The 16,889-nt window shown below is 73.1% G+C and carries 14 protein-coding genes; all 14 read right to left on the reverse strand.

Annotation, left to right across the window (positions count from 1 at the left end; genetic code table 11):
- Nucleotides 1–167: 167 nt before the first annotated feature.
- Nucleotides 168–980, reverse strand: coding sequence for a DivIVA domain-containing protein (locus Prubr_RS01845; protein ID WP_212820974.1), 813 nt, complete (start codon nucleotides 978–980; stop codon nucleotides 168–170).
- Between the two features lie 51 nt (nucleotides 981–1,031).
- The gene (locus Prubr_RS01850; RefSeq protein ID WP_212820976.1) at nucleotides 1,032–1,334 is read right to left on the reverse strand and encodes a YggT family protein; all 303 of its coding nucleotides are present in this window, start codon (nucleotides 1,332–1,334) and stop codon (nucleotides 1,032–1,034) included.
- 23 nt (nucleotides 1,335–1,357) lie between these two features.
- A complete protein-coding gene (locus Prubr_RS01855) occupies nucleotides 1,358–2,059 on the reverse strand; it encodes a cell division protein SepF (protein ID WP_212820978.1) in 702 nt (233 codons plus the stop codon).
- 275 nt (nucleotides 2,060–2,334) lie between these two features.
- Nucleotides 2,335–3,093 (reverse strand): YggS family pyridoxal phosphate-dependent enzyme, encoded by a 759-nt coding sequence (locus tag Prubr_RS01860; protein WP_212820980.1) that lies wholly within the window; start codon nucleotides 3,091–3,093, stop codon nucleotides 2,335–2,337.
- 9 nt (nucleotides 3,094–3,102) lie between these two features.
- A complete protein-coding gene (ftsZ, locus tag Prubr_RS01865; protein WP_212820981.1) occupies nucleotides 3,103–4,221 on the reverse strand; it encodes a cell division protein FtsZ in 1,119 nt (372 codons plus the stop codon).
- A gap of 229 nt (nucleotides 4,222–4,450) precedes the next feature.
- On the reverse strand, nucleotides 4,451–5,275 hold the full coding sequence (locus Prubr_RS01870; RefSeq protein WP_212820983.1) for a cell division protein FtsQ/DivIB: 825 nt from the start codon (nucleotides 5,273–5,275) through the stop codon (nucleotides 4,451–4,453).
- Nucleotides 5,272–6,720, reverse strand: a complete 1,449-nt coding sequence (murC, locus tag Prubr_RS01875; RefSeq protein ID WP_246568221.1) for a UDP-N-acetylmuramate--L-alanine ligase — start codon at nucleotides 6,718–6,720, stop codon at nucleotides 5,272–5,274. The genes Prubr_RS01870 and murC overlap by 4 nt, the downstream gene beginning before the upstream one ends.
- A gap of 94 nt (nucleotides 6,721–6,814) precedes the next feature.
- Nucleotides 6,815–7,918, reverse strand: a complete 1,104-nt coding sequence (gene murG, locus Prubr_RS01880; RefSeq protein ID WP_212820985.1) for an undecaprenyldiphospho-muramoylpentapeptide beta-N-acetylglucosaminyltransferase — start codon at nucleotides 7,916–7,918, stop codon at nucleotides 6,815–6,817.
- Nucleotides 7,918–9,552 (reverse strand): FtsW/RodA/SpoVE family cell cycle protein, encoded by a 1,635-nt coding sequence (locus tag Prubr_RS01885; protein WP_212820987.1) that lies wholly within the window; start codon nucleotides 9,550–9,552, stop codon nucleotides 7,918–7,920. Before Prubr_RS01885 ends, murG begins: the two co-directional genes overlap by 1 nt.
- 110 nt (nucleotides 9,553–9,662) lie before the next feature.
- On the reverse strand, nucleotides 9,663–10,769 hold the full coding sequence (gene mraY / locus Prubr_RS01890; RefSeq protein WP_212820989.1) for a phospho-N-acetylmuramoyl-pentapeptide-transferase: 1,107 nt from the start codon (nucleotides 10,767–10,769) through the stop codon (nucleotides 9,663–9,665).
- Nucleotides 10,766–12,157 (reverse strand): UDP-N-acetylmuramoyl-tripeptide--D-alanyl-D-alanine ligase, encoded by a 1,392-nt coding sequence (locus Prubr_RS01895; protein WP_212820991.1) that lies wholly within the window; start codon nucleotides 12,155–12,157, stop codon nucleotides 10,766–10,768. The genes mraY and Prubr_RS01895 overlap by 4 nt, the downstream gene beginning before the upstream one ends.
- A complete protein-coding gene (locus Prubr_RS01900) occupies nucleotides 12,154–13,686 on the reverse strand; it encodes a UDP-N-acetylmuramoyl-L-alanyl-D-glutamate--2,6-diaminopimelate ligase (RefSeq protein ID WP_212820993.1) in 1,533 nt (510 codons plus the stop codon). The genes Prubr_RS01895 and Prubr_RS01900 overlap by 4 nt, the downstream gene beginning before the upstream one ends.
- A 254-nt stretch (nucleotides 13,687–13,940) precedes the next feature.
- Nucleotides 13,941–16,232, reverse strand: a complete 2,292-nt coding sequence (locus Prubr_RS01905; protein WP_212820995.1) for a peptidoglycan D,D-transpeptidase FtsI family protein — start codon at nucleotides 16,230–16,232, stop codon at nucleotides 13,941–13,943.
- 3 nt (nucleotides 16,233–16,235) lie between these two features.
- Nucleotides 16,236–16,649 (reverse strand): cell division protein FtsL, encoded by a 414-nt coding sequence (gene ftsL, locus Prubr_RS01910; RefSeq protein WP_246568222.1) that lies wholly within the window; start codon nucleotides 16,647–16,649, stop codon nucleotides 16,236–16,238.
- Nucleotides 16,650–16,889: the final 240 nt, after the last annotated feature.

Here is a 16,889-nt window from a genome sequence, read left to right on the forward strand (position 1 = left end):
GGCCAGCAGGCTCGCGGCGATCGAGCTGATCAGCAACGTACTCGAACCGTTGGCCAGTCCGAGTACGAGCAGCGTAACGGCGACGAGGATGAGCAGCAGACTTCCGACGATCACGGCTCACCCCCGCCGCTCAGGTTTACGTTGTCCTTTGTGGTCGTGGACCCGGATCAACGACCGGCTTCGAGCGCGCCGGAGCGGCTCCCGCCGTAGGACCCGGAGATCCCCGCCGCGGCGAATCCGGACCCGTTGCCGGAGCGGCCGCCACCGCCGACCTCGGCGCGGGTCATCTCGCCCTCGAGCTTCTGGCCCCGACCGTCGAGGTCGCGCAGCTGGCTCTCCAGGTAGGCCTTGAGCCGGGTGCGGTATTCGCGCTCGAACTGCTTGAGCTCCTCGAGCTGCTTCTGGAGCGCGGTGCGCTTCTCCTCCAGACCGCCCATCGCCTCCTGGTGCCGCTGCCGGGCGTCCCGCTCCAGCGCGTCGGCCTTCGCCCGCGCCTCCCGGGTCACCTCCTCGGCCTTGCCACGGGCGTCGGACAGCAGCTTGTCGGCTTCCCGACGCGCGTCCGTGACGTGGTCGTCGGCGGTCCGCTGGGCCATCATCAGCACCCGGAGAGCCTGCTGCTCGCCGTCGCCGCCGCCCGGAACCGGGCCGCCCTGGGCGCGGATCTGCTCCAGCTCGGCCTGCATCGCGCGGGCAGCCTGCTCGGCCGCCGCCTTGTCACGCTGCACCCGGTCCAGCTGGGCCTTGGTGTCGTTGAGCTCGGCGGCGAGGCGGGGGTCGGCGCCCGGGCCGGCTGGAGCGCCGCCACGGCCACCGCGCTCCACCTGGGCGCGCAGCTCGTTGTTCTCCTCGATCAGACGGGCGAGCTCCCGCTCGACCTCGTCCAGGAAGGCGTCGACCTCTTCCTCGTCATACCCCCGCTTGCCTATCGGAGGCTTCTTGAAGGCGACGTTGTGCACGTCGGCCGGGGTCAGCGGCATCGAAACTCCTCGGGTCAGTTGCGGCCGCGTAGCTCGCTGGTTCCCAGGCGTTCACCTGAGTTCGATCAGCGGACTTAACACGAATCTCATCAGCACGAACAGGATAACCAGGAGCACAAGGGAGGCCAGGTCGAAGCTCACGGTACCAATTCGCAATGGTGGGATCACACGCCTCAACGCCTTGAGGGGCGGATCAGTGACGCTCCACACGACTTCCAATCCGGCCGATGCTCCGCGGCTGGGCTGCCACCGGCGGCCGTACTGGAGCACAGCGCTGAGGACGAACCTCGCCAAAAGCGTCAGAAGGAACAGATAAACAAGGAGATACAGGACTTGCATCACGATCGACAACACGGCAGGCGGGTCCCTCGGTCGGGTTAGCTCAGACTGAAAAACCCGCCCTCAGCGATCTTGGCCTTGTCCTCCGCGGTGACCTGGACGTTGGCCGGTGAGAGCAGGAACACCCGGTTGGTCACGCGCTCGATCGTACCGCGCAGCCCGAACGCCAGCCCGGCGGCGAAGTCGACCAGGCGGCGGGCATCCGCCTCGTCCATCTCGGTGAGATTGATGATGACCGGTACCCCGTCGCGGAAGTGCTCGCCGATGGTGCGCGCCTCCCGGTAGGTGGTCGGATGCAGCGTGGTGATCTGGTAGCGCTGCTCCTCCTCGGCCACCACGGCCCGCTCCCGCACCTGCACCTGTGGCGCCAGGGCGAGGTTGTCCCGGGTCTGGTAGGTCAGCGCGGTCGACGGCTCGGAACTGCCGGTCCGCGTGATCGAACGGACGCTGGAGCGCTCCGGACGCTCGATCCGCTCGACGCGCTCGGACTCACCACGGTCACGGTCACGGTCGAGGTCGGCGCCGCGACCCACGTTACGTTCGGCGAGCCGGGCCCGCTCACTGGCCCGGGCCCGGGGCGGGGCCGGTGGTTCGTCCCGGTCGTCATCGTCGTCGTTGAACTCGTCGGCGTACCGGCTCTGCCGGTAGCCCGAGTCGCGGTAGCCGCCGTCGTCGTAGCCCCGCTCGTCGTCCTCCTCGACGAGGCCGAGCCAGACCCCCGCCTTGCGCAGTGCACCCATCGCCGCGCCCCTCCGTCCGCCGTGCGGCACGAGCCCCCGTGCCGTGCCGTTGTCACGCGCATGGCCACTGGTGGTGGCCACTCCGGTGACCGGACCGGCTCCCCGTGGTCCGCGACCGCGGCGGTGTCCCCCGCCGGGCACGGAACCGTCACCACCGGTTGTCGACGGATCGCCGGCCGGTCACGACCGGGTCACCGCGGAGCACCGGCCGTGTCCCCCGATCGAGAAGGCCCGTCCCCAAACAACACTGATGTAGTTTGGTGTCCGCCGCCAGGCTACCGCAGCGTGGAACGCTTTCCGAGCAACGCGCTACCGACGCGCACGTGTGTCGCGCCGTACCCGATGGCCTCCTCCAGATCCGCGCTCATGCCCGCCGAGAGCGCGGTCGCTGTCGGATGATCGACACGGAATCGGGCCGCGATCCCGGCCAACCGCTCGAACGCCGCCGCCGGCTGCCAGCCCAGCGGTGCGACCGCCATCAGCCCGGCCAGGCGCAGCGAACCGCTGCCGGCCACCGCCGCCGCCACCTCCGCCAGCAGCCGGTCCGGCTCGACCGCACCGGCCGCGGGATCCGGCGCCAGCGCGCCACCCCGGGCCGCATCGCCATCGATACTGACCTGCACCAGTACGTCCAGTGGCCGGTCCCGGTGCCGTTGCGCCGCCTCGGCCAGCGCCCGGGCCAACCGGACACTGTCGACGGAGTGCACCACGTCGGCGTAGCCGACCACCGACCGGCACTTGTTGCGCTGCAGTTGGCCGACGAAGTGCCAGGTGACCCGCCCGCCCGCGGCGGCGACCGCCCGGGCCTTGGGCGCCGCCTCCTGGTCGCGGTTCTCCCCCACCTCGGTCACGCCGAGGCTGCCGAGCAGCTCGACGTCGGAGGCCGGATAGGTCTTGGTGACCGCGACCAGGGTCACCTCACCCCGATCCCGGCCGGCGGCCGCGCAGGCGTCGGCGATCCGGGCCCGGATCCGGGCGAGGCCCGCCGCGAGTTCGGCGCGGCGTTCCTCGCGCCCCAGCGTCGGTTCGGTCATCGGGCCGGCTCAGGATCCGTTCTTGAGGAAGTCCGGCACGTCCACGTCGTCGAAGAGCACGCGGCGCGGCGGCTGGGCCGGCGGCGGGCTGACCGGCGGCGGGGCGACGGCGCCGCCACCGGAGACCGGCTGCGCCGGCGGCGTCGGCTTGCTCGCCGCGGTGGCGGGCTTGTACGCCGGGGTGCCGCCGTCGAAGCCGGCCGCGATAACGGTCACCCGCACCTCGTCGCCGAGCGCGTCGTCGATGACCGCACCGAAGATGATGTTGGCGTCCGGGTGCGCGGCGTCGGTCACCAGCTGCGCCGCGTCGTTGATCTCGAACAGGCCCAGATCGGAGCCGCCGGCGATGGACAGCAGCACGCCACGGGCACCGTCCATGCTCTGCTCCAGCAGCGGGCTGGAGATCGCCGCCTCGGCCGCCTCGACCGCGCGGTTGTCGCCCCGCGCGCTGCCGATGCCCATCAGGGCGCTGCCGGCACCGCTCATGACGCTCTTGACGTCGGCGAAGTCCAGGTTGATCAGACCCGGGGTGGTGATCAGGTCGGTGATGCCCTGCACACCGGAGAGCAGCACCTGGTCGGCCTGCCGGAAGGCGTCCATCATGCTGATCCCCCGGTCGCCCAGGGCGAGCAGCCGGTCGTTGGGGATCACGATGAGCGTGTCGCACTGGTTGCGCAGTTCGTCGATCCCGGCCTCGGCCTGCACCTGCCGGCGCTTGCCCTCGAACGAGAACGGCCGGGTGACCACACCGATGGTCAGCGCGCCGAGCTTGCGGGCGATGTTGGCGACCACCGGCGCGCCGCCGGTGCCGGTGCCGCCGCCCTCGCCGCAGGTCACGAAGACCATGTCGGCGCCCTTGAGCACCTCTTCGATCTCGTCGCGGTGGTCCTCGGCGGCGTTCTTGCCGACGTCGGGGTTGGCGCCCGCACCGAGGCCCCGGGTCAGCTCCCGTCCCACGTCGAGCTTCACGTCCGCGTCGCTCATCAGCAGCGCCTGCGCATCTGTGTTGATGGCGATGAACTCGACGCCCTTGAGGCCGACCTCGATCATCCGGTTGACGGCGTTCACACCGCCGCCACCGATGCCGACGACCTTGATGACCGCCAGGTAGTTGTGCGGAGGAGTCATCGGGCGACCTTTCCCTTCGAGGTGGGCGGGTGCCGATCGGCCCGGCCAGACCGCGATCAACATCCACTCGGTACGACAAGGGTCAGGGGATAAACCCTAACCCTCTACTAGAGGCTTACAGTTATGTCAACTACTGATCCTCATCGGCAACGTAGGCGGAGGTGCGCCCGCAACCAAGGACCTGCGCGGCGTGTCGCCAAGGTGTGAGTCGGATATCGGACCGGACGGCTCAGCGGATCGTGACCACGTCGGGTGCGCTCACGTCGATCACGTCGCCCTCGCGGGCCAGCAACGCGGTCGCCACGTCCGCCTTCGTCGCGCTGTCCGTCGCGTCGCCCCACACCACCTCACGCCCCTCCGCCAGCAGCAGCCGGATCCGCGCCGGACTGTCCACCACCACCTCCACCAGCCCCTGCCGCAGGGCGTCGGTGAGCGAGGTCAGCACCGTCAGGGCCCCGCGGGTGCCCAGGTCGTCCGGCCCCGGCTCGGCCACCCGCACCAGCGGGAGCCCGTCGGGCCGTGCCGGCAGCTCGCGGAACACCACACCCGACGCGTCGACCACCACGAACGCCTCGCCGCGCGGCACCACCGCGACCGGGGTGCGCTCGACCACGTCGACCACCACCGTGCCCGGGAAGTCCCGCGACACGCTGACCCGCTCCACCTGCGCCAGCCCGCCGACCCGGCGCTCGATCGCGCCGGTGTCCAGGCCGGCCAGCGGGGCGCCGGACCGGACCGCCGCCGCGGCGCGTACCTGGTCGGGGGTCAGCAGGTCGGTCCCGTTGACCCGTACGTCGCGTACCCCGAACACGCCGGTGCCGTAGACGACCCAGACCGACAGGCCGACCAGGGCCAGCACCGCACCGGCGACCGCCCACGGCAGCGCCGCGCGCAGCCGGCGCTGCCGGGCCCGGCGCATGAACCGCCGCACCGACGGCGGTACGGCGTCGCTGCCGGCACGCACCAGCCGCCACCGCCGGGTGGGATCACCCTGACGGTCGCGCCCGCCGGCCGCCGGACCGCCGGGCCGCCCGCGGCCGGCCGCTCCGGTCATCCCGCGTCGGGGGCCGGGGCGTCAGCGGCCGGCCGGGCCAACGCGTCGAGCAGTTCGTCACCCATCAGCGAGATCGGCGGGGCCCCCATCGTGACGACGAGGTCGCCGGCGCGGGCCCGGCGGACCACCTCGCCCGGGACCTCCTCCCACGACGGCACGAACACCTTCCGCGTGTCGGGCAGGTCGACCGCCGCGGTCAACGCCACGCCACCCTCCCCCGGCTCGCGGACCTCGCCCGGGCCGAACACCTCCAGCACGATCACCTCGTCGGCGAGCGACAGGGCGGCGGCCAACTCGGCCTGGAGGTCGCGGGTGCGGTAGACCCGGTACGGCTGGAACACCACGAGCAGCCGGCCGCCGGCGGCGACCTCACGCAGAGTGTGCAGCGCCGCGGTCATCGAGATCGGGTGGTACGCGTACTCGTCGTAGACCTGGACGCCGCCGGCGACGCCCTTGCGCTCGAACCGCCGGCGTACGCCGGGGAAGGTCGCGAGCGCCTCGACGGCCGCGTTCAGCGGCAGCCCCAGCTTGCGGGCGGCGAGCAGCGCCGCCGCGCTGTTGAGGCCCATGTGGCGGCCGGGCACCGGCAGCCGGATCTCGCCCAGCGACACGCCGTCGAGGTGGGCGAAGTAGCGGACCCCCTGTACGGACGAGACGACCTCGGTCAGCCGCAGGTCGGCGTCGGCGGCGGTGCCGTACGTGAACACCCGCCGGCCCCGGCCGCGCAGCGTCGCCACCAGCCGCCGCGCCCCCGGGTCGTCGGCGCAGGTCACCACGAACCCGTCCGGGTCGGTCAGTTCGGCGTACTCGACGAACGCCGCCTCCAGCCCCGCGAGGTCGCCGTACGTGTTGAGGTGGTCGGCGTCGACGTTGGTGATGATCGAGACGTACGGCCGGTAGCGCAGGAAGGAGCGGTCGCTCTCGTCGGCCTCGGCGACGAAGTACCGGCCGGTGCCGTGGTGGGCGTTCGACCCCACCTCGGAGATCTCCCCGCCGATCACGAAGGACGGATCCTCGCCGGCGTGCTGGAGGATCAGCGTCATCATCGACGTGGTCGTGGTCTTGCCGTGGGTGCCGGCGACCGCGACCGTACGCCGGCCGGTCATCGTCGCCGCCAGCGCCTCGGAGCGGTGCAGCACCCGCAGGCCACGCCGGCGGGCCTCGACCAGCTCCAGGTGGTCCTGCGGGATCGCGGTCGAGTAGACGACCGTGTCGACACCGTCGAGGTTGGACTCCACATGGCTCATGTGGATCGTGCCGCCGAGCGCCCGCAGCGCGGCCAGCGCCGGCCACTCGCGCAGCTCGCTGCCGGACACCACCATGCCCCGGGTGAGCAGCAGCCGGGCCAGGCCGCTCATGCCGACCCCGCCGACGCCGATCAGGTGGATGGCGCCGAGATCCTCGGCGGCCAGGGTGCCGGTCGCGCCGGTCTCCACGATGTTCACAGCCGAACCCTCCCGTGTCGCGGCGCCCCGCCCGCCGGGCCGCCGCCTCGTGCGACGGGGCCCGTCAGGCCGCCGCCTCGTGGAACGAGGCCCATCAGGCCACTGCCTCGTAAACGAAGTCGAGCAGCGCTTCGTCACCGTCCCGCCGGCCGTACGCCGACGCGGCCGCGCCCATCGCGGCGAGCCGGCGCGGATCGCGGACCAGCGGCAGCAGGTTGCTCTCGATCCAGCCCGGGCTCAGCTCGGCGTCGTCGACGATCAGGCCGCCGCCCGCCTCGACCACCGGCAGCGCGTTGCGCTTCTGCTCCTGGTTGCTGTGCGGGTAGGGAACGTAGACGGCGGGCAGGCCGATCGCGGCGACCTCCGCGCAGGTCATCGCACCGCCCCGGCACAGCATCAGGTCGGCGGCGGCGTAACCCAGCTCCATCTGCGAAAGGTACGGCAGCGTCACGTACGGCACCGGCAGATCGGTCGGCACCGACACCGGCTCGTTCCGGGCGCCGATCACGTGCAGCACCTGGACCCCGTGCCGGGCCAACTCCTTCGCCGCGCCGGCGACGGCCAGATTGATCGAACGGGCGCCCTGCGACCCGCCGGACACGAAGACGACCGGCAGGTCGGGCCGCAGCCCGAAGTGCGCCCGGGCGGCCGCCTGCTGGGAGTAGCGGTCCAGGCCGGTGATGCCGCGCCGCAGCGGCACCCCGACGACGCGGGCACTGCGCAGCGACTCGGCCTGCACCGGCTGGTGCGGGAAGCCGACCGCGATGTGCTTGGTGAACTTCATGCCGAGCCGGTTGGCGACCCCCGGCGGCACGTTCACCTCGTGGATGACGATCGGCAGTTCGCGCCGCCAGGCGGCCAGGTAGGCCGGGACCGAGACGTACCCGCCGAAGCCGACGACCACGTCGGCGCGGACCTCCTCGATCACCTTGCCCGCCGCGCGGGCCGCCTTGTACATCCGGTCCGGGGTACGCATCAGGTTCACGTTGATCGACCGGGGCAGCTGGTAGGCCGGGATCTGCCGCAGGTCGTAGCCGGCCGGCGGGATCAACTCGTTCTCCAGGCCCTTGGGTGTGCCGACGCAGGTGATCCGGACGTTGGGGTCGTGTCGGCGCAGGCAGTCGGCGAAGGCCAGCAACGGGTAGATGTGTCCCCCGGTGCCACCTCCGGCGAGCACGACCGACCGAAGCTGACCCATCAACGTCTCCTCTCGCTGCCCGAACCGGCGCGCGGCCGCGCCGTGCCGCCCTGCTTAGGCCGGGCGTCGCCGTCGCGCCGCTTCGTGGCGCCCGGATCGGCACCCCGCCTGGCACCGGAACCGGTGCTCCGGGCGGTGGGCGCGGACGATCGGTCCGCGCGGCGCCCGGCGGGAAGCGGCGGCAACGGGGCCCAGAGTAGTCGTACCCATCGGGCCGGTGGTCGGGCATGCAGAGCTCGGGCGGCGTCCGGTTCGGCGCGGGCGAACGACGCCAGCATGCCGATCGCGGCCAGCGTCACCAGCAGGGCGCTGCCGCCGCGGGAAATGAACGGCAGCGGCACGCCGGTGAGCGGGATCAGGCCGACCACGCCACCGATGTTGATCAGCGCCTGGCTGATCAACCAGGTGGTCGCCGACGCCGCCGCCAGCCGCCGGAAGTCCCCCTCGACCCGCCGGGCGATCCGCATCCCGCTGTACGCGAGCACGCCGAACAGGGCGAGCACGACGAAGCAGCCGACCACGCCCAGCTCGTTGGCGAGAATGGCGAAGATGAAGTCGTTGTCGGCGGCCGGCAGCCACTCCCACTTCAGGCTGCCCTTGCCCAGGCCGACCCCGAACCAGCCGCCGGTGTCCAGCGCGTTGCGGGACTGGATCATCTGGTAGCACAGGTCGAGGCTGCAGTCGTCGGGCGGGTTGAAGAACAGCGTGAGCCGGTCGAGCCGGTAGTTGCCGCCCTCCCCGTCCGAGCCGCCGCCCTGCGACGCCGCCGCGATCAGCAGGCCCACCCCGGCCAGGCCGAGCACCGACAGCGTGGCGAAGATCCGCAGCCGTACGCCGGCCGCCCACAGCAGGCCGACCACCACGGCGAGCAGGCACAGCATGGTGCCGAGGTCGTTGTAGCCGACCAGCACGAACAGCAGGCCGACCACCGGGAAGAGCGGCATGGCCAGCTCCCGCCACCAGCCCAGGGCCGCCCCCTTGCGGGCGATCACGTCGGAGCCCCACAGCACCATGCCGAACTTCGCCACTTCGGAGGGCTGCAACCCGACCGGCCCGATGAAGAGCCAGAGCCGGTCGGCCTCCAGCGGTCCCAGGATGGACTCCTCGAGCAGCCCCAGCGCGGCGAGGGCCAGCAGCGCGTCGAGGATGACCAGCAGGGTCAGCGCCACACCGAGCACCGGGATCGCCAGGGCCTGGAATGTACGCGCGGGCAGCCGCTGGCACACCCAGAAGGCGACCAGGCCGATCAGCGCGAAAACGGCCTGGTCGGCGAACGTGGCGGTGGCGCTGCCCACGTCGGCGAACGACCTGATGCTGGTCGCCGAGTAGACCATGGTCAGGCCGATGACCAGCAGCAGTCCGGCGCTGGACAGCAGCAGGTAGTAGGAGGCGAGCGGCCGGGCCAGCAGGCCGCGCAGGGCGGCGAGCCCGCCGGAGAGGTCGACGCCGCGCCCCGGTGGCCCGGCGGGCGGTCCGGCCCGGCGGGGCCCGCCGGCCGGTTGCCCGGCGCGCTCCGGCCCGGCGGCCGGCTGTCCGGCCCCCGGCGACCCGCCGGGTTGCCCGGCCCGTGGCGGGCCGGCCCGGTCGACGGCCGGCACCGCCTCGTCGCCGTCCGGCGGACGCTCTCCCGTCATCGCCCGGCCCTCCCGTCCTGCCGCATCGCCTCATCATGGGCGCTCGCCGCCCGCCCGGCGGCGTTGCCGCCGGCCGGGCGTGTCGGGGCGAATCGCCCATCCGTGCCCGGTCAGCCCATGGCGGTCAGGAAGTCGCTGTAGAACAGGCCGAGCGCGATCGCCACCCCGATCCCCGCGATGATCCAGAAGCGGACCACGATGTTGACCTCGCTCCAGCCGGCCAGCTCGAAGTGGTGCTGCAACGGCGACATCCGGAAGACCCGCTTGCCGGTGGTGCGGAACGAGATGATCTGGATGACGACCGACATCGTGATGATCACGAAGAGCCCGCCGATGATCGGCAGCAGCAGCACCGTACGGGTGGACATCGCCATGCCGGCGATGAGCCCGCCGAGGCCGAGCGCCCCGGTGTCGCCCATGAAGATCCGGGCCGGCGACGTGTTCCACCACAGGAAGCCGACACACGCGCCGGCGGCCGCCCCGGCGATCAGCGCGATCTCCAGCGGGTCGCGGACGGCGTAGCAGTAGATGTCCTCGCGGGTCACGTAGTTGGGGTCGGCGCACCAGTGCCGGTACTGCCAGAAGGCGATGAACGCGTACGCCCCGAGCACCATCACCGACGCGCCGGTGGCCAGGCCGTCGAGGCCGTCGGTCAGGTTCACCCCGTTGGTCGCCGCCATCACCACGAAGATGAAGATGATCACGGAGGCGACCTTGCCGACGTCGAGGAAGTCGATGTCGCGGACGAACGACAGTGTCGTGCTGCCGACGGTCTCCCCGTTCGTGCTGGGGAAGTAGAGGGCGATGACGCCGAACACGGCGCCGACCAGCATCTGCCCGATCAGCTTGCCGCGCTTGTTGAGCCCGAGGCTGTTGCGCTTGCGGACCTTGAGGAAGTCGTCGAGGAACCCAACCGCGCCGGAGAAGACCAGCAGGCCGAGCAGCACCAGCGCGGTGATGGTCGGGCCGACCTGGAAGATCTGCTGGTCGGGCAGGGTGGTCAGGGCGAGGTGCCCGGCCACGTACGCGATGACGGTGGCCACGATGAAGGCCACCCCGCCCATCGTCGGCGTGCCCTTCTTGCCCAGGTGCATCTGCGGGCCGTCGGACCGGATCGGCTGCCCGGCCTTCAACCGGGTGAACACCTTGATCGCGACGGGGGTGATGAACAGCGAGACCAGGAACGCCACGCCGATCGCGACGATGACCGCTCTCACGCCGGGGCTCCCCCGGTCACGCGCAGCGCGTCGACCACGTCCCAGGTCTGGTAACGCGAACCCTTCACCAGGACGACGTCACCGGCGCGCAGTTCGTCACGTAACCGCCCGACCGCCGCTTCCTGATCGGCCACCAGCACCGACTCTCCTCCCCATCTCGGATCAGCCGTCGCCGCCTCGTGGATCGGCGCGGCAGACCCGCCGACCACGTAGAGACGGTCCACCTGAAGCTCGGCCACCAGCCGGCCGACCTGTTCGTGACCGGAACGCTCCTGCTCGCCCAGCTCGGCCATGAAGCCGAGCACGGCGACGGTGCGCCGGTCCTTGCCCATCGCGGCCAGCGCGCGCAGCGCCGCCGACGTCGAAGCCGGGTTGGCGTTGTACGAGTCGTCGACGACGGTCACGCCGTCGGGCCGGTCGAACACGTCCATCCGGCGGGTGGAGACCAGCCGCAGCTCGCCGAGCGCCGCCGCCAGCTCGGCGTCGGGCAGCCCGGCCGCCCGGGCGACCGCCGCCGCGGCCAGCGAATTGCCGACCTGGTGCCGGCCACTGAGCCCGAGCCGCACCGGATACCGCCCGTCCGGGGTCACCAGCGTGTACGCCGCCCGGCCCCGCTCGTCCAGCGTCACGTCCTCGGCGCGTACGTCGGCGTCGGCCGCCTCGCCGACGAGCACCACCCGCGCCGCCGTACGGCTGGCCATGGCGCGCACCAGCGGGTCGTCGGCGTTGAGCACGGCCAGCCCGTCGGCGGGCAGCGCCTCGACGAGTTCGCCCTTGGCGGCGGCGATTCCCTCGACCGAGCCGAACTCGCCGATGTGCGCCACTCCGACGTTGACCACGACACCGACGGTCGGCGGGGCGATCCCGCACAGGTAGCTGATGTGTCCCGGCCCCCGGGCGCCCTTCTCCAGCACCAGGTACCGGGTCTGTGGGCCGGCGCGCAACACGGTGTGCGGGTGCCCGAGTTCGTTGTTGAGCGAGCCGGGTGGCGCGACGGTGGGACCGACCCGGGCCAGCAGCTGGCCGATCAGGTCCTTGGTCGACGTCTTGCCGGACGAACCGGTCACCCCGACCACGGTGAGATCCGGCAGCCGGCGCACCGAGACGCGGGCCAGCGCCGCGATCGCGGTCAGCGGGTCGGCGACCACGATCATCGGTACGCCGGGCACCTCCCGGGTGCCGAGCACCGCGACCGCGCCGGCCTCGACCGCCCGCGCCGCGTAGTCGTGGCCGTCGACCTTCGCCCCGACGAACGCGACGAACAGCCCGCCCGGCCCGATCTTGCGGGAGTCGTACTCGGCGGTGCCGGTGACCGTCGCGGTGCCGTCGGCGCCGACCAGCCGGCCGTCCACGGCCGCCGCCAGCTCGGCGAGCGTCAGCGGGATCATCGCTGCCCCACCAGGTGTCCGAAGCGGGCGGCGAGCGCGGCGCCCAACTCGACCCGGTCGTCGAACGGGTGGGTGACCCCGGCGACCTCCTGACCGCGTTCGTGTCCCTTGCCGAGCAGCGCGACCACGTCGCCCGGCTCGGCCAACCGGACGGCCTCGTCGATCGCGGCCCGGCGGCCGGCGACCTCGACGATCCGGGCGCCCGAGCCGGTCTCGGCGGCGCCGCGCAGCACCTCGGCCCGGATCGCCGCCGGGTCCTCCGAGCGTGGGTTGTCGTCGGTGACCAGGACCAGGTCGGCGCCGCGGGCGGCGGCCGCGCCCATGACCGTACGTTTGCCCCGGTCCCGGTCGCCGCCGGCACCGATGAGGCAGATCAGCCGACCCTGCCCGCCGCCGACCAGGTCGCGCAGCGCGGCCAGGACGGCCACGATCGCGTCGGGCTTGTGCGCGTAGTCGACCACGCCGCGCACCGGGCCCGGCGCGTCGACCAGCTCCAGCCGGCCGGGTACGCCACGGCAGGCGGCCACGCCGGCGGCGGCGGTGACCGGGTCGACGCCGACGGCGGCCAGGGCCGCGATGGCGAGCAGGGCGTTGGCGACGTTGTGCCGGCCGGGCAGCGCCACCCCGGCGTCGACCGCGACCCCGCCGGGTCCGTGGGCCACGAACCGCTGCTCGTAGCCGGTGCCGCTGACGTCGGTCGCCCGCCAGGTCGCGGCCGGGTCACCGGCGGCGGAGTAGGTCACCGTGGCCGGCTTGTGCAGCGGCAGCAGTGCCGGGTCGTCGAGGTTGAGCACCTCGATCCCGCACCGGCCGTCGAAGAGCTGCGCCTTGGCGGCGAAGTAGTCCGCGCTGTCGGCGTGGAAGTCCAGGTGGTCCTGGCCGAAGTTGGTGTAGCCGCCGACCGAGAACCGGACCCCGCCGACCCGGCCCATCGCCAGCGCGTGGCTGGACACCTCCATGACCAGTGCGGTCACGCCGCGCTCGCGGGCGGCGGCGAGCATCGCGTGCAGGTCGGTGGCCTCCGGCGTGGTGCGGACGCTGTCCACGGTCAGGTCGCCGAGCCGGGTCTCGACGGTCCCGATCAGGCCGGTGACGTGGCCGGCGGCGCGCAGCCCGGACTCGACAAGGTAGGCGGTCGAGGTCTTGCCCGCGGTTCCGGTGATGCCGATGACGACGAGGTCACTGGTGGGATCGCCGTACACGGCCGAGGCGACCGTGCCGAGCACCGCCCGGGGGTCGTCGACGACCAGCGCCGGCAGGCCCGCCGCGGCGGCGGCCGGGGCGCCGGCCGGATCGGTGAGTACGGCGACCGCGCCGGCCGCCGCCGCGCCGGCCACGAACTCGGCGCCGTGCCGGCGGGCACCCGGCAGGGCGGCGTAGAGGTCGCCGGGCAGCACGTCGCCGCTGGCGTGCGTCACCCCGGTGACCGTCAGCGCCGCGGCGCCGTCGGGGAGTGTGACGCCGAGCAGCGCGGCGAGGCCGGCCAGCCGTTGGGAAGTGACGGTGTGGGGTCGCGGATTGCCGGGCACGGCGGTAGACCCTACCCCGTCCGGTCGACCGGGCGGCACAGCCGGCCCGGTGGTTCGTGCGGTCACCCGGGCCCTCCTTCGGCGTTGCGGGACGCGCGGGAGCGCCGCCACCGGCGGGCCGACGTCCCGGTACGCGTATCGGACGAGGCAGTATCACCACCACAGGCCCGGCAAAACACCGATCGGGTGCAAGTCGGTACGGGCACCGGCCGCCGGCCGTCGTGGACCACCGGGCCGGTGGACCACGACGGAGGCTACTTCGGGAAGACGACGAACTCCGGCGGCTCCGTGCCGGTCGGCGGCACCCGGTAGTGCAGCAGCGTGAACGCCATGATGTCCTTGAACGTCGGCGCCGCGATGTCGCCGCCACCACCGCCGGGGGTGTGGGCGAACACCGACACCACGTACCGCGGGTTGTCGGCCGGGGCCATCCCGATGAACGAGGCGACCTCGCCCGGCGCGTACCGGCCGTCGACCACCCGCGAACCGGTGCCGGTCTTGCCGGCCACCCGGTAGCCCGGGATGGCGGCCTTGAGCCCGGTCGCGCCCGGCACGGTCGTCACCGCCTCCATCACCGTACGCAGCGCGGCCGCGTTCTCCGGGCTGATCACCCGGCGGGTCTCCGGCGCCGCCGCCGGCGTACGGGTCCCGTCCGGGCCGACCGTCTCGCGGATCAGGCTCGGCTGCACCCAGGTGCCGCCGTTGGCGATCGCCGCGTAGACGGCGGTCATCTGCAGCGGGGTGACGTCGACGCTGTGCCCGATCGGGATCGAGCCCGGCGACGAGCCGTTCCAGTCCTTCGGATCGAGCACCCGGCCGGCCGCCTCGCCCGGCATGCCCTCACCGGTCGGCTTGCCCAGCCCGAACCTGAGCTGGTAGTCGTGGAGCCGCTGCGGTCCGAGCTGGTCGGCGAGCATGATCGTGCCGACGTTGGACGAGTACGCCATCATGCCGGCCAGGCTCATCTGGGCGCCCTGCGCGTTGCGGCTGTCGCGGTAGGTGGTGCCGCCCTTGTTGATGGTCGCCGGCACCGGCAGCGTGCCGTCCGGCGCGATCACGCCCTCCTCCAGCGCGGCCCCGAACACGATCGGCTTGTGCACCGAACCCGGGTCGACGACGAAGCTCGTCGCGACGTCCTCCCGGTCGGTCGGCTTGCTGGGCTTCCAGTTCGCCGCGTCGTACGTCGGATGGCTGGCCTGGGCGAGCACCTCGCCGGTCCGGATGTCCATCACGACGACGGTGCCGGTGGTCGCCCTGACCCGGGCCATCGCCTCGCTGAGGATGCGCTGGACCTCGAACTGCAGGTCGCGGTCGATGGTCAGCACCAGGGAACTGCCCGGCTGCGGGTCGGTCTCCTTGAGGTAGCCGTCCGGGATCGCCTTGTTGAGGTCGCCGCCCCCGATCTCGAAGATCCGCTCGCCGTTGACCCCGCGCAGGACGTCGTCGTACCGGCCCTCGATGCCCTCCAGGCCGTGCATGTCGTCGCCGGTGAACCCGATCAGGTTGGCGCCGAGGTCGCCGCCGGGCACCTCGCGCCGCTCGTCGCGGTGGATCCCGATGCCGGCGATGTTCAGCCCGGTGATCTGCTTGGCGGTGTCGATGTCGACGCCCCGGGCCAGGTATTCGAACTGCGACTCGTTCCCGTCCGGGCGCTTCTGCGGCACCAGCCGCGGCAGCAGTTGCGACTTCGGGATGCCGAGCAGCGGCGACAGCGCGGCGGCGGCCGCGGCCGGGTCGGTGACCTCGGTCGGGTCGGCGTAGACGTACCGGGCCTCGACGCTGTGCGCGAGCACCGCGCCGTCCCGGTCGTAGATGGTGCCCCGGGGTGCCGGGATGACGACCGGGTTGCTGAGCCGGCCGGCGAGCCCGCCGTCGGCGTACGCGGGGGTGTCCACGACCTGGATGACGATCAGCCGGATGCCGATGACCGCGAAGAGCGTCAGGGCGAGGAAGCTGCCGAACCGCAGCCGCCGGTTCGGGCTGGCCAGTTTCGGCGGCCGCGGCTTGCGGTGCGGCCGGACCGGCTGCTTACGGTCGGTGGCGGTGCGGCCGGTGCCACGGCGTGGTGCCGGCGCGACACCGGGGCCGCGGACCGCCCGGTTCCCGCCGGTCCGGCCACGTTCCGGGCCACCGGCGGTCCGGCCGGCCCCCTCGCGGCCGGCGGCCCGGCCCGAGCCGGCGCGGCCGGTGCCGTCCCGACCCGCCCGGCCGGCCGTACCGTCCTGGTCGTCCCGGCCACCGGCGCGGTCCGATCCGCGCGCCGGCTGGGTCGGCGTACGCCGGACCGGCCCCTTGCGCCCGCCGTCGAGCACCTGGAGCGCCGGCCGGAACGGATCCGCGCTGCGGTCCGGGCGGCCGGCGTCGCGCACCGTACGGCCCCGGGGGGTGTACGACCGCGCGTCCGAGATCCCGCCGAGCCGTCGCTCGGGGGCGTCCCCGTCGCCGGTGGTGCCCCGGCCCTGGCTGTCCCGACCGGCCGCCGACCGGGACGAGCCGCGCCGGGGCACTTCCGTGTCCCGGCGCGGCTCGTTCGACCTTGGTGCCATGGGCTATTGACCCGCTCCCTGCTGGCTGGTGATGGCCGGTTCACCGCCGGCCGGCTTCGGGATGCCGATGACCTGCCCGTCCGGCAGCCGGATGAACGCCGGCTGCGTCGACTCGACGAGACCGAGCTGGCGGGCCCGGGCGGTGAGGTTGCCCGGCGCCTCGTGCTGCGCGATCTCGCGCTCGAGCTTCTGCTCCCGTACGTCGAGGGCGGCCTGCTCGGTCTGGAGGCCGTCCAGCCGGAACGCGTTCTCGTTGATCTTGGTGTTGATCACCAGGATGCCGAGCACACCCCCGACCACGAGCACGAGGATCATCGCCACGAACGGGGCCCGCGGCACCGCGACCGGGCGCGGCGGGGCGACCCGGAGCCGGGGCGCCGGCCGGGCGTCGACCTCGGCGCCGGCCGGCTCGGCCACGGCCTCCCACGCCTGCTCGCGCGGGTTCAGCGCCGCGCTTCCCTGGGTCGGGAACTCGCGTTCCCCCGGCTCCCCCGGCCGGTGACGGACGTGACGCTGGCGGTGCCGCCGGCCCGCCCCGCCGTGGTACGGCCGCGGGCCGTACCGTCGTTTCGGGTCGACGCGTCCCCGGCACCCGTGGCCGCCCCCCGGCCACCGCGCGCCCGCGTCGTGTTCCGGCTCGTGGTCGCATCCGTGGTC

It is taken from the genome of Polymorphospora rubra (assembly GCF_018324255.1).
Classification (GTDB): Bacteria; Actinomycetota; Actinomycetes; order Mycobacteriales; family Micromonosporaceae; genus Polymorphospora; species Polymorphospora rubra.